At 38.2% G+C, this 13,991-nt stretch carries 11 protein-coding genes; all 11 read left to right on the forward strand.

Annotated elements, in window-relative coordinates; all coding sequences use genetic code 11:
- Positions 1–353: 353 nt before the first annotated feature.
- The 11 genes from AB9L17_RS05940 (at position 354) to AB9L17_RS05990 (ending at position 13,990) form a co-directional block, all read left to right on the forward strand.
- Positions 354–617: a sporulation protein, YlmC/YmxH family gene (locus AB9L17_RS05940; protein WP_053594254.1), complete on the forward strand. Its 264-nt coding sequence runs from the start codon at positions 354–356 to the stop codon at positions 615–617.
- Between the two features lie 9 nt (positions 618–626).
- Positions 627–1,406: a dipicolinate synthase gene (locus tag AB9L17_RS05945; protein WP_068983109.1), complete on the forward strand. Its 780-nt coding sequence runs from the start codon at positions 627–629 to the stop codon at positions 1,404–1,406.
- Complete coding sequence (locus tag AB9L17_RS05950) at positions 1,400–1,990, forward strand: dipicolinate synthase subunit B (RefSeq protein ID WP_068983108.1); 591 nt, start codon at positions 1,400–1,402, stop codon at positions 1,988–1,990. Before AB9L17_RS05945 ends, AB9L17_RS05950 begins: the two co-directional genes overlap by 7 nt.
- Positions 1,991–2,072: 82 nt before the next feature.
- The gene (locus tag AB9L17_RS05955) at positions 2,073–3,110 is read left to right on the forward strand and encodes an aspartate-semialdehyde dehydrogenase (protein WP_068983107.1); all 1,038 of its coding nucleotides are present in this window, start codon (positions 2,073–2,075) and stop codon (positions 3,108–3,110) included.
- Between the two features lie 13 nt (positions 3,111–3,123).
- Entirely contained in the window at positions 3,124–4,041 is a 918-nt protein-coding gene (dapA, locus tag AB9L17_RS05960) for a 4-hydroxy-tetrahydrodipicolinate synthase (protein ID WP_375200196.1), read from the forward strand.
- 486 nt (positions 4,042–4,527) lie between these two features.
- Positions 4,528–6,195 (forward strand): ribonuclease J, encoded by a 1,668-nt coding sequence (locus tag AB9L17_RS05965; protein WP_068983105.1) that lies wholly within the window; start codon positions 4,528–4,530, stop codon positions 6,193–6,195.
- Positions 6,196–6,478: 283 nt separating this feature from the next.
- Complete coding sequence (locus AB9L17_RS05970; protein WP_375200197.1) at positions 6,479–8,773, forward strand: FtsK/SpoIIIE family DNA translocase; 2,295 nt, start codon at positions 6,479–6,481, stop codon at positions 8,771–8,773.
- Positions 8,774–8,971: 198 nt separating this feature from the next.
- Positions 8,972–9,700: a GntR family transcriptional regulator gene (locus AB9L17_RS05975; protein WP_068983103.1), complete on the forward strand. Its 729-nt coding sequence runs from the start codon at positions 8,972–8,974 to the stop codon at positions 9,698–9,700.
- A 54-nt stretch (positions 9,701–9,754) separates the two neighbouring features.
- Positions 9,755–10,843 (forward strand): BMP family lipoprotein, encoded by a 1,089-nt coding sequence (locus AB9L17_RS05980; protein ID WP_375200198.1) that lies wholly within the window; start codon positions 9,755–9,757, stop codon positions 10,841–10,843.
- A gap of 553 nt (positions 10,844–11,396) precedes the next feature.
- Positions 11,397–12,944 (forward strand): ABC transporter ATP-binding protein, encoded by a 1,548-nt coding sequence (locus AB9L17_RS05985; protein ID WP_375200199.1) that lies wholly within the window; start codon positions 11,397–11,399, stop codon positions 12,942–12,944.
- Positions 12,944–13,990 (forward strand): ABC transporter permease, encoded by a 1,047-nt coding sequence (locus AB9L17_RS05990; RefSeq protein ID WP_375200200.1) that lies wholly within the window; start codon positions 12,944–12,946, stop codon positions 13,988–13,990. The genes AB9L17_RS05985 and AB9L17_RS05990 overlap by 1 nt, the downstream gene beginning before the upstream one ends.
- Position 13,991 lies beyond the last annotated feature (1 nt).

Below are 13,991 nucleotides of genomic sequence, written 5' to 3' on the forward strand. Positions count from 1 at the left end.
GACAGCTTCATCCTCATCCCTCGAGATAATTCTTTTACCTTTTTCCTCTCTGGAATTTTAAATTGTGCTAATCACTCAAAATAATAGTCTGAATCCCATGTTTTAAATACTTTCTCGTAATTTTGTCGTGTTGCGTCACATTGAGCGTATCAGGTACATGAAAATCGTCAAAAACCACACCGATGTCGTTTTTTATCGATAATTCATGTTCGACAACATCCTTACCAATTAGCAAAATTTCGCCATTTTCTATTTTTAGTAAATCCCGACACCATTTCGTACTTTGGGTAGGGGTCACGAATTGCAAAAACTCGGCATATATTGAGGTAATGGTTCAAGGAGGGAGATGAGGCATGTTACTATCAGAGATGGTAGATAAAGAGTTAATTCAAGTTGAAGGTGGCGTACACTTTGGCATACTGGCACATACGGAATGTCTCCTAGATGTGCAAACAGGAAAGATACATGGCTTTGAAATTGTTAAAGATAAATTGCCATTCCAAAAAAAGAAAGTGAAAGTTAGTGAAATGATCCCTTGGCATGAAATTATACTAATTGGTGAAGATCGGATTTTATTTAACAAAACAACGACGGTACAGTCAGAATTTTTACAGTGAGGTGAGTTTTTGAAAAACGAAAAATGGCTAGTTATCGGTGAAGATCTAAGATTAAAGGAATTAGCTACAATGCTAAGAAGCCCATCGAGAACAGTATTTTATAAAAGAACGTCAGTTTGGAATGAGGAGTTAAATAAGCTTGTATTAGAATTCCAACCGAATAGAATTATTCTGCCTATTCTTCCACTAAAAATTGAAGTAGAGCAACTATATGGCATATCACAAGTTAAATTTTATACAGGGCGTTTGACGATGCATTGGAAGCATTTACTTGAGAAAAATGAAACAAATTGCTATTTGCAGCAAGAATCTTTTATTTGGCAAAATGCAAGATTAACAGCGGAGGGATTTATCGCCACGTTTTACGGTCTCGAGCAGAAATGTATTTACGGACAAAACTTTACTATCGCAGGGTTTGGGCGCACCGCCAAAATGCTCGCATCTTTACTCGTCAAGATGGGCGCTAATGTCCATATTGTAGCGCGTTCGGTTGTACAAGTGAGTGAAGCGAAAGCATATGGTTATAGAGCTACGAATTTAGATGATCGCAAGTGGTCAATTAGTGATGGGATTTTTATAAATACAATTCCAGCTAAGTGGATTACTGAATCATTCCAAGAGCATGTCCCGACTGTGTTATATGATTTGGCTTCGGAGCCTGGATGTTTAGATATAGACGCTGATCAACTACAAACGTACGTGCTATTGCCGTCATTACCCGGGAAATACTTTGCACATGATGCGGCTACAATACTGTGCAAGGCAATAGAGGAGGAAGAAAATTGTTAACGGGGAAACGAATTGGTTTAGGTATTACAGCCTCGCACTGTACGTATGAGGATGTAGTACCTAAAATTCAAAACTTTATAGATGTAGGGGCAACAGTTATCCCAATCATTACGCACTCCGTTTTACATGCAGCGACGCGTTTTGGTACTGGGGAAGAGTGGATCGCAAAAATAGAAGAATTGACTGGTGAAAAGGTTATTTCTTCTATTAAAGAGGCAGAACCATTCGGACCATCTAATCCACTTGATGCGATGGTTATAGCACCAATGACAGGTAATAGTATTAGTAAATTTGCTAATGCAGCAACAGATAGCCCGGTGTTAATGGCTGCTAAGGCAACGTTGCGTAATGGTTCGCCTGTTATTCTAGGTATTTCAACAAATGATGCTCTTGGCTTAAATGGCTTGAATATTATGAAACTGCTAAATACCAAAAACATTTACTTTATTCCATTTGGGCAGGACTCACCACATTCAAAACCCAATTCTTTGATTGCTGATTTTGAACAAATGGTCGGCACTGTTCACGAAGCGATTACTGAGAAAAAGCAATTACAACCCCTGTTGATACAATATTTAAAATAATTCATGAATTACACACAATTTTCAGTATTTTTATGATACAATAGCACACATTATGTAACTTGTACTCAAGGAGAGATGATAGATGACAAAGCAGTTAACAGTTGCAGTAGTTGGGGCAACAGGAGCAGTAGGAACAAAAATGATGGAGCAACTAATTAAACGTAATTTTCCAATCGGAGATATTAAGTTTTTAGCTTCTGCTCGTTCAGCAGGAAAACCGATCGAGTTTAATGGTAAGACCTATACAATAGAAGAAGCGACACCTGAAGCTTTTGAGGGCGTGAATGTCGCTTTATTCTCAGCTGGTGGTTCGGTCTCAGCTGTGCTTGCACCAGAAGCGGCAAAACGCGGTGCAGTAGTGATCGATAATACGAGCCATTTCCGCATGGATCCAGAGGTGCCACTAGTTGTACCTGAAGTAAATCGAGGTGATCTTGCTAAGCATAAAGGAATTATTGCGAATCCAAACTGCTCTACCATTCAAATGATGGCAGCACTTGAACCTATTCGTAATGCATTTGGCTTAACAAAAATTATCGTATCGACATACCAAGCAGTTTCAGGTGCAGGTGTTTCTGCTATACAGGAATTAAAGGCACAAAGTGAAAACTGGGATGCAGGTAAGGATGTAGCAGCAAATATTTTGCCTTCTGGTAGTGACAAACGTCATTATCCAATCGCTCGTAATGTCATTCCGCAAATTGATAAATTTACAGACAATGGCTTTACATATGAAGAAATGAAGATGATTAATGAAACGAAGAAAATCTTGCATGCACCAGAACTTAAAGTAGCTGCAACTTGCGTTCGTGTGCCAGTCGTTTCAGGACATTCTGAATCTGTTTATATTGAGTTAGAAAAAGAAGCAACGGTACAAGAGATTTTTGAAGTATTACGCAGTGCACCAGGTGTGATATTACAAGATGATATTGCAACACAAACTTACCCAATGCCTATCTATGCAGAAGGGGAAGATGCTACTTTTGTAGGACGTATCCGTCAAGATTTAGACAACAACAAAGGATTCCACCTATGGATCGTTTCCGACAATCTATTGAAAGGCGCTGCATTGAACTCAATCCAAATTGCAGAAGCATTGCTTGAGGATAACTTACTATAAGAGGGGTGTAAGGATGAATTTAGGTCGAATTGGTACGGCAATGATTACGCCGTTCAAAGAAGATGGCACGATTAATTATCCAGAACTAGAACGTATTATTAATCATTTGATTGATAATGGTACAGATTGTATTGTTGCATGTGGCACAACCTCTGAGAATCCAACTATGTCCACAGAAGAAAAAATTGAAGTTGTTCGCTTTACAGTAGAGAAAGTAGCAGGTCGTGTACCCGTTATTGCAGGTACAGGGGATAACGAAACTGCTTACTCTATTGCAATGACGCACAAGGCTGAAGAAAATGGTGCAGATGGTATTATGCTTGTAGCACCATATTATAATAAGCCAAATCAACGTGGTATTTTTGCACACTTTGAAACAATTGCTAAGGAAACAAGTTTACCTGTCATGCTGTATAATGTACCAGGACGCACAGGCGTTAATGTTGACTATGAAACATCCGTTGCTTTAAGTAAAATTCATAATATTGCTTGGATAAAAGAAGCGAGCGGCAATTTAGTTCAAATGGGCGATATTATTGAAAATGTTGATTCAGAAGATAATTTCTTAGTGTATAGTGGGGATGATGGTTTAACACTTCCACTACTAGCAATAGGCGGAGCGGGCATTATTTCAGTGGCTGCCCATGTCGTTGGAAATGATATGCAATTAATGATTAAAGCGTTTGAAGAAGGTAATCACGAGCTAGCAGCCAAAATTCACCGAGCATTACTACCACTTGTACGTGCGCTGTTCGCACAACCAAACCCTTCGCCTGTAAAATATGCGATGACCAAATTAGGCTTTGATACAATCAATGTTCGTCTGCCCATGATGGAAATGACGGATGAAGAAAAAGTAACCTTTGACCAAATTTGGGATACGTATCAAGAAAAGGCAAGAAGTTTTAGAAAAATAAGTAGCTTTAGCTAAATTGTAATTGGGGCTAATTCATATTAGCCCCTTTAGACTTTAGACAAACTTGAAATTTGGGTTTGTCTAAAGTCTTTTTTCTTTTTAGGAATAGAACGTTAAAATCGCTCAAACAACGGCTCAAATCTGTTCGGGTAGGAAGGAACTCTGCCCAGGTAGTGCCAAATTCGCTCATGTAGAAAGGGAGATCTGCTCAAGTAACATTAAACTGTTCAGGTGCTAGTACCATCTAGGCAAAAGCATATGGACATCCTAGCGATGATAAATCCAGCTTACTTTAAGTAGTCTTTGCATTTAAAAGACAAAATTTAGACCCTTCAATACACTATATTCCTACATTCGTTTCCACCTAATGGTAATATAAATTCGCAATTATTTTCTGTTCCCATTACAAAACATGTATTTTTAATTTGTGCAAAAGCTTTGCAAATCGTATAATGAATGTTAAGTGGTTGCTGTTCGGGATATTTTTTAGGAGGAAATAAATTGACAAAAAAGAAAAATGAATTAATTCGCATCATCCCACTTGGTGGCGTGGGCGAAATTGGGAAAGCAATGTACGTAGTAGAAATTGATGAAGAGCTATTTGTAGTCGATAGCGGCTTAATGTTCCCTGAAGACGAAATGTTGGGCATTGATATCGTCATTCCAGATATTGCGTACTTAGAGGAAAATAAAGATCGTGTAAAAGGGATTTTCTTAACGCATGGTCATGAAGATGCAATTGGCTCGATTGCCTACGTGTTACAAAAATTGAAAGCGCCAGTGTACGGGTCAAAATTAACAATTGCACTTGCAAAAGAACATTTAAAGGATTTACCTGCACCACATCAGGTGAAATTCTTTGAGGTTACAAACCGTAGTCGTATGAATTTTAATTCAACGTATGTGACATTCTTCCATACAACACATAGTATTCCCGATTCGTTAGGGGTAGTGTTCCATACATCTGAAGGAGCAATTGTTCATACAGGTGAGTTTAAATTCGATCAATCAGCGACAGGTAAATTTAAGCCTGATTTAGCAAAAATGGCACAGTTAGGGGAAGAGGGCGTATTTATTCTGCTATCTGAGTCGTGTGAAGCTGAACGACCAGGCTATACGACATCTGAGATTGTGATTGAAGAGCAATTATCAAAAACATTCCATTCAGCGCCAGGTCGTATTTTAGTTGCTGTTTATGCATCGAATTTTATTCGTATTCAACAAGTATTTACACAAGCTCAAAAATCGTTCCGTAAAGTAGTCATTGTAGGAAAACCTTTAGAGAAAGCTGTGGATTTAGGTGCACAGCTAGGCTACTTAACGGTAGAGGAAGATACAATCATCCCTATCTCAGAAATGCAAAAGTATCAAGATGATGAGATTATTATTATTGCAACAGGTAATAAAGGGGAGCCACTTGATGCATTAGAAAAAATTGTCCGTAAACATCACCGAGACATTAAAATTAAGAAAGATGATACAGTGTTAATTACTTTTACACCATCTCCAGGTATGGAAGTACAGATGGCTAATACGATGAACTCCATCGCAAAAGCTGGTGCTGAAATTCTGACATCTAGCAAAAATGTACATGTGTCAGGTCATGGTAGCCAAGAGGATTTAAAGTTAATGCTTAACTTAATGCAACCAAAGTACTTTATCCCTGTGCAAGGTGAATACCGCATGCTAATTGCTCACTCTAAGCTTGCTCAACAGCTAGGAATGCAAAAATCACAAATTTTTATCGCTGATAAAGGTGATATTGTAGAGTACAAAAATGGTAAAATGCGAATGAGTGGTCGTGTACAAGCTGGTAATATTTTGATAGACGGTATTGGTGTTGGCGATGTAGGCAACATTGTACTACGTGATCGTAAGTTATTATCACAAGATGGTATTTTCATTGTTGTAGTAACATTAAATCGTGCTCAAAAGAAAATTGCATCTGGTCCAGAAATTTTATCGCGTGGTTTCGTATATGTACGCGAATCAGAGGAATTAATGGTGGAAGCTTCTGATATTGCTAAAAATGTTATTGAAAAATACGTGGGTAAAGATACGTTTGAATGGACAAACATAAAACAAGAAATTCGAGATACACTGAATACGTATTTATTCCAAAAAACAAAGCGCCGCCCAATGATTATCCCAATCATTATGGAATATTAAAAATAACTCATCGTTGAAGCTTTGAGTAAGAAATGAATGAAAAAGGATTTTCTAGCCGAATGTGAACGGTGGAAAATCCTTTTTTTGGCCCGTTACTAAAAGTTGGGGATTGTATTTGTCGCTACAGAAAACATCTGTTGCCCTGACGACAACAGGAAAATACCTAGCCTGAACGGAAATAAACCCCGCTTTATGGTAATGAGCCTTTTTTTTGAAATAATCAAGTTCTACATGTTATTATTCGCTACATATATAGAATGGACTGCAAAAGAAGGTGGAATAGATGGCGACTAGTAAAAAGCGAAAAATCACTAAAGGAAAAGCAACAACAGAAAAAAAAGAAATGCACCCGCTTATGTATGAAATTTTAGGACTCATCTTAATTGCGATAGCGGTTATTATGATTTTTGAATATGGCATGATTGGACGTGTCCTGCAAACAATAGCAATGTTTCTTTTTGGAAATATACATTTTGCTGTGCCATTTATGCTTATATTTGTTGCATTGTTGCTTATGATTGGTCAAAAAAAAGTAAGCATGAAAGATCGTCTAATAGTAGGTATGTTCCTAATCGTTATGAGTTTAACCATTTTTAGTCATGGTATTCTTTTTGAACAATTATCGAAATCGGGTGGTTTATTATCGGATTCTGTTTTGCGAGAGTCTTGGCGAATTTTAATTAATACAGAGGGTGTCATTCATCGAAGTGATGCACTTGGTGGTGGTATGATTGGTGCACTGTTATTTAGTGCGCTACATGTATTATTTGAGGCAACAGGAGCGAAGGTCGTTGCGTGGGTTATTTTCTTTGTTGGGTTAATTTTAGTAACAGGAAAGGCGCTTGTTCCATATTTAGCGGACAAAATGCCCGACCTTTTTGGCAAATGGCAAAAGAAACATCGTGAAAAGAAAAAAAATGTGCCAAAGAAACCTAAAAATCGTCGTTCGAAAGTAGAAAGCAAGGATGAAATTGCTGCTGTCAATCAGACACCTGAGATACATGAGGAAGAAGAGGAAGAGGTTTCTCATGAACCAATTATTTCTGCTTTTACTCAAAATGTATCCCATGAACGAGAAGTATTTGCAACTGCTGAAAATGAAGATGTTGAACATGGAGAGATAGTTGATGATGTCCATATTCAAGGGGCAGATGCTGTAGAAAATGCAGATTATCAACTTCCTTCGTATAGTTTATTACAATTACCACCACAACATGACCAAAGTGGTGAATATTCTGTTATTCAAGCAAATGCAAAAAAACTTGAGCAAACTTTGCAAAGCTTTGGTGTAAAGGCCAAAGTAACGCAAGTTCATTTAGGTCCGGCTGTAACGAAATATGAAATACTACCAGACGTGGGCGTGAAAGTAAGTAAAATTGTAAACTTACAGGATGATCTTGCCTTAGCACTTGCCGCGAAGGATATTCGTATGGAGGCACCTATTCCTGGAAAGTCTGCAATCGGCATTGAAGTACCGAATAGTGAGGTAGCCATTGTCACACTGCGTGAAGTGTTAGAATCTAAAGATGGAGCAAAGCCGGAAGCGTTATTGCAAGTTGCATTTGGTCGTGATATTACAGGGCAAGCTGTACTTGCTGAGCTTAATAAAATGCCGCATTTACTTGTTGCAGGTTCAACCGGCAGTGGGAAAAGTGTCTGTATAAATGGTATTATCGTGTCCATACTAATGCGTACGAAACCTCATGAAGTAAAACTCATGATGATTGACCCAAAGATGGTGGAATTAAATGTCTATAACGGAATTCCGCATTTACTGGCACCAGTAGTTACAGATGCACGCAAAGCGTCTCAGGCACTAAAGAAAGTAGTGTCAGAAATGGAACGCCGCTACGATTTATTTTCTCATACAGGTACACGTAATATTGAGGGCTATAATGGCCATGTACAAAAGGTAAATGAGCAAACTGATGAAAAACATCCGAAATTACCTTATATTGTGGTAATTGTAGATGAGTTAGCGGACTTAATGATGGTTGCATCAAGTGATGTGGAGGATTCTATTACACGTTTAGCACAAATGGCACGTGCTGCAGGGATCCATTTAATAATTGCAACTCAACGACCAAGTGTAGATGTCTTGACAGGTGTTATTAAAGCAAATATACCTTCGCGCATTGCCTTTGCGGTATCGTCAGCAATTGATTCAAGAACGATATTAGATATGGGGGGAGCAGAGCGTTTACTCGGTCGAGGAGATATGCTGTTTTTACCTGCGGGTGCATCTAAACCAAAAAGGGTGCAAGGTGCCTTTTTATCAGATCAAGAAGTTGAATCGGTCGTTAATTTTGTTATAGAACAGCAAAAGGCGCAGTATCAGGAAGAGATGATACCGACCGAAGAAGAAACCATTTTAGAGGAAACGGATGAGTTATTTGATGAAGCTGTGCAATTAGTGGTAAGTATGCAGACAGCTTCTGTTTCCATGTTGCAGCGACGCTTCCGTATCGGCTATTCAAGAGCTGCACGTATTGTTGATCAAATGGAACAACGCGGTATTGTCGGGCCTTCAGAGGGGAGTAAACCTCGTCAAGTGCTCATTCATCAATATGATAATTAATGCCAAAATAATGACAAATTAGTGGATAATATTGTATATTTGTCTATTAATTTGAAAAGGTTATGGAGAATGGGTGAATTCTATAACAGATTTTATTTAAAACTGTTTATTTCATTCTGCAAAAATGTTATATTTATGAACGATTAGTAGGAATGTTGTACATCAGATGTCTGATCTCTGATTTTGGTGGTGATATATGTGACTATTAAAGCAGATCATCGTCATCTCTATCTTCAAGTAATTGATCGTTTAAAATCTGACATTGATACAGGCGTTTTTAAAGAAAATGAAAAGCTGCCTTCAGAGTTTGAATTATCGAAATCACTAGGAGTAAGTCGAGCAACACTTAGAGAAGCGCTACGGCTGTTGGAAGAAGAAAATGTTATTGTGCGTCGACATGGGGTGGGGACGTTTGTAAACCCAAAGCCATTGTTTACTTCAGGTATCGAACATTTATCAAGCATTTCTTCTATGATCGAGGCAGCAGGTATGGAACCCGGTTCCCGCTTTTTAAAAGCGACGGAAAACATACCTTCTGAGGAAGATTTAAAACGCTTCCAATGTGATGGCGGAGATAAAATACTCACGATTGAACGTGTCAGAACAGCAGATGGTGAACCAGTAGTATACTGCATTGACAGACTACCTGCAAGCTTTCTGCCAACTGACTTTGTAGAAAAAAAAGAAGTTTCACTTTTCTCGGCACTTGAACAATCCGGTAAAATTCATGTTGCCTATGCTGTGACATATATTGATCCAGTTGGGTATCATGAGCAAGCATCACCGATTTTAAATTGTGGCCGTGAAACAGCTCTTTTAGTATTAAAGCAGTTGCACTACGATGATCATGATCAAGTAGTGTTATATTCAAAAAATTATTTCAGAGCTGATAAATTCAGCTTCCATGTAGTTCGTAAACGGGTGTAGAACATTTCTAAATATTTTTCCTGCTAATTACATTACCTTTGGGGGGTTATCAAAATGAAAAAACGTAAATTTGGCTTAGTATTAACATCAGTTTTAGCAGCTAGTGCAATCCTAGGTGCATGTGGTGCGAAAGACGAAGAGAAACCTGCAAAAGAAAATGAAAATGCAACATCAGGCGAAAACAACAAAGAAGAAGCGTTCTCAGTAGCAATGGTTACTGACGTAGGTGGCGTCGATGATAAATCATTCAACCAATCTGCTTGGGAAGGTGTTCAAGCTTATGGTAAAGAACATGGCCTAGAAAAAGGTGATGGTGGCTTCGACTACTTACAATCAAAGACAGACGCAGATTATGAAACGAACTTAAACAACTTAATCCGTCGAGACTTCGATTTAGTTTATGGTATCGGTTTCATGATGGCTGACGCAGTTGAAGCTATTGCTTCAGAAAACCCAGACAAGAATTTTGCATTAATCGATGCTGAAGTAAAGGCAGATAACGTAGTATCTGTAATGTTCAAAGAACAAGAAGGTGCTTTCTTAGCTGGTGTAGCTGCTGCGAAAATGTCTAAATCAGGGAAAATCGGTTTCGTAGGTGGCGTAGATATTCCAGTTATCAACCGCTTCGAGGCTGGGTTCGTTGAAGGTGCAAAAGCTGTAAATCCAGATATCGATATCCAATCAAAATACACTGGTGCATTCGATAAAGCTGACCTTGGTAAAATTACTGCAAACAGCATGTACTCTTCAGGTGTAGATGTTATCTTCCACGCTGCTGGTGCAACTGGTAACGGTGTATTCTCTGAGGCAAAAGAACGTAAGAAAAAAGACCCTAATGCAAATGTATGGGTAATTGGTGTAGACGCTGACCAATACGAAGAAGGTAAAATTGACGATAAAACAAATGTAACTTTAACTTCTATGTTAAAAGGTGTTAACACAGCAGTTGTAGATATCTCAAATAAAGCGAAAAACGGTGAATTCCCAGGTGGCCAAACGCTTACTTATGGTTTAGCTGAAGACGGCGTGAAACTTGCAGATTCTCGTGGTGCAATCCCAGCAGATGTTCAAGCTGTTATTGACGAATATAAAGAAAAAATTGCTAAAGGTGAAATTAAAGTTCCAGAAAAAGTGAAAAAATAATTCATCTTTTGATCATCATAAGGGGCTTTTAGAAGACCCTTATGATGATTTTTCAATCTATCGTTATATTTTGACTATTTGCAATACTCAATTAGACTATATTTTTATTTACCATAGAGGTAGTAATTTTTCTATGAGTTTATCGTAAGAATAGTAATGATGGTAACAAGTTAATAGAAGAAAGGTTTCTAACGATGACCTTTCCTGTATTAATTTTTCTTCATTCAGAAGATATCTACCTCTATTGTTGGGTTAAGATATACGTGAGTTTATGGTTAATTGGGTTTCATAATACCCACTGAAAGAAGATAAAACCTTTGGCTGAAGTCAATGTTGTACGATGTGAAAAACGTTGGGCTAACAGTGATCATGGCTAGCATTTAGATTAGTAGACTAGTTTATTAATATCAAATTAATGTTGTCTCAAACAAATCTAAATAACATTTCAAAAACTTGGACGTATTACTTATCTGCACCAAAAGTCAAAGCGGCAGATATTAATACGAACCGCAAATTTTATTTTTACAAAAGTCCTATTAAGGGAGTGACAAAATTGGAATACGTGATTGAGATGCTAGGGATCCGAAAAGAATTCGGTGGTTTCGTGGCGAATAATAACATCACCCTCCAACTGAAAAAAGGCGAAATCCATGCATTGCTAGGCGAAAATGGTGCAGGTAAATCGACTTTAATGAACGTCCTTTTTGGTTTGTATCAACCAGAGGGTGGCGAAATTCGAGTTCGTGGGAAGGCTGTAAAAATTACAAACCCGAATGTGGCCAATGATTTAGGGATTGGTATGGTCCATCAACACTTTATGTTAGTGGAAAATTTTACAGTGACAGAGAACATTATTTTAGGTTCTGAACCTACAAAAATGGGGATTGTTAACATTAAAGATGCGGCAAAGAAAGTACAAGCACTTTCTGAAAAATATGGTTTAGATGTTGATCCATATGCCAAAATCGAGGATATTACTGTGGGGATGCAACAGCGTGTTGAAATTTTAAAAACATTATACCGCGGTGCAGAAATTTTAATCTTTGATGAACCGACTGCATCTTTAACACCACAGGAGATTACAGAGCTTATTCAGATTATGCGACGCCTAATTGCAGAGGGTAAATCTATTATTTTAATTACGCATAAGCTAAAAGAAATTATGGAAGTCTCTGACCGTGTGACGATTATCCGAAAAGGTGAAGGAATTGGAACAGTTACAACAGTTGAAACAAATCCTGACCAATTAGCAGAAATGATGGTAGGTCGTCAAGTCGAATTTAAAACTGAAAAAACAGAAGCAAAACCGACTGATGAAGTACTTGCGATTGAGAACTTGGTTGTTACTGACTACCGTAATATCGATAAAGTAAAAGGTTTAAACTTAAAAGTTCGTAAAGGTGAAATAGTTGGTATTGCTGGTATTGATGGTAACGGACAATCCGAATTAATCGAAGCGATTACAGGCCTACGTAAAATTAAAAGTGGTAACGTTAAATTAAATGGCAAAGATATTACAAATATGAAGCCTCGAAAAATTACAGAGGAAGGCGTTGGGCATATCCCACAAGACCGCCATAAGCACGGTTTAGTATTAGATTTCCCAATTGGTCATAATATCGCGCTGCAAACATATTACCAGTCTCCAATCGCTAAGGGCTTTGTTATGGACTACAAGAAGGTCTCTGAAAAAGCACGCCAAATTATCGAAGAGTATGATGTGCGTACTGGTAATGGTGAAATGACACCAGCACGTGCCCTTTCGGGTGGTAACCAACAAAAAGCAATTATCGGTCGTGAAATTGATCGTAATCCAGATTTATTAATTGCGGCATTACCAACACGTGGTCTTGACGTAGGTGCTATTGAGTTTATTCACTCTCGCCTAATCGAGCAACGTGATAAAGGAAAAGCAGTACTATTAATTTCATTTGAATTAGATGAGGTCATGAATGTTTCGGACCGTATCGCTGTAATTTATGATGGTCAAATTGTTGATGAGTTAAATCCGAAAGAAACAACAGAACAAGAGCTTGGCTTATTAATGGCAGGACAAAGTAGTAAAAATAATATGCATGGTGCGAAGGAGGGGAACGACTAATGTCAAATCGTGTCATTAATATACTCGTTCCTATCATCTCTATCATTATCGGTTTAATTGTTGGGGCTATCGTGATGTTAGTCAGCGGCTATGACCCAGTACAAGGTTATATGGCCCTTTGGACAGGTATTTTTGGAGATTCATATTCAATTGGGAACACAATTCGTCAAATAACACCGTACATTTTGGCAGGTCTTGCAGTAGCATTTGCCTTCCGTACGGGACTGTTCAACATCGGTGTTGAAGGTCAGCTAATTTTGGGTTGGCTAGCAGCAGCTTGGGTAGGATATGCATTTGAACTACCTAAAGTTATTCATTTACCATTAGCATTACTGGCGGCTGCAGCTGCTGGTGCATTTTGGGCCTTTATTGCAGGTTTCTTAAAAGCGAAATTTAAAGTTCACGAAGTAATTGCGACAATTATGTTAAACTATACTGCGCTTTATATTGCGAATGCAGTGATTAGTAAATTGTCCGACGGTGGCTTTAAAACAGAACGAATTCATGAATCGGCTTCTTTACGTTCTCCGTTTTTAAGAGAGCTTACAGACAATTCAAGTCTTCACTATGGGATCATTGTTGCACTGTTAATGGTAGTTGTTATGTGGTTCATATTAGAAAAAACTACACGTGGCTACGAGCTAAAAGCAGTAGGATTTAACAAGCATGCTGCAGAATATGCGGGTATGAGCGTTAACAAAAACATTATTTTAGCTATGACGATTTCAGGTATGTTTGCAGGTCTTGGTGGTGCGATGGAGGCACTAGGTACTTTCGGAAACGCCTCTATTAAACCAGGCTTTACTGGTATAGGTTTCGATGGTATCGCCGTTGCCTTACTTGGTGCCAACACACCTCTAGGGGTAGTATTTGGGGCTTCATTATTCGGCTCACTTAAATACGGAGCGCTAAATATGCCAAATGCTGCGGGTATTCCAGAGGAAATCGTATCTATTATTATTGCGTTAATTATTTTCTTTGTAGCATCAGGTTATATCATACGAGTAACATTACAAAAATTGAGCAAGAAAAAGGAGGGGCAATAAC

This window comes from Lysinibacillus sp. RS11, from assembly GCF_042019215.1.
In the GTDB taxonomy this organism is placed as follows: domain Bacteria; phylum Bacillota; class Bacilli; order Bacillales_A; family Planococcaceae; genus Lysinibacillus; species Lysinibacillus xylanilyticus_A.

Excerpts from the sequence above, each read along its gene's own strand:
- AB9L17_RS05940 (WP_053594254.1), top strand. The coding sequence starts at position 354 with ATGTTACTATCAGAGATGGTAGATAAAGAGTTAATTCAAGTTGAAGGT.
- AB9L17_RS05955 (WP_068983107.1), top strand. The coding sequence starts at position 2,073 with ATGACAAAGCAGTTAACAGTTGCAGTAGTTGGGGCAACAGGAGCAGTA.
- dapA (WP_375200196.1), top strand. The coding sequence starts at position 3,124 with ATGAATTTAGGTCGAATTGGTACGGCAATGATTACGCCGTTCAAAGAA.
- AB9L17_RS05970 (WP_375200197.1), top strand. The coding sequence starts at position 6,479 with ATGGCGACTAGTAAAAAGCGAAAAATCACTAAAGGAAAAGCAACAACA.
- AB9L17_RS05980 (WP_375200198.1), top strand. The coding sequence starts at position 9,755 with ATGAAAAAACGTAAATTTGGCTTAGTATTAACATCAGTTTTAGCAGCT.
- AB9L17_RS05990 (WP_375200200.1), top strand. The coding sequence starts at position 12,944 with ATGTCAAATCGTGTCATTAATATACTCGTTCCTATCATCTCTATCATT.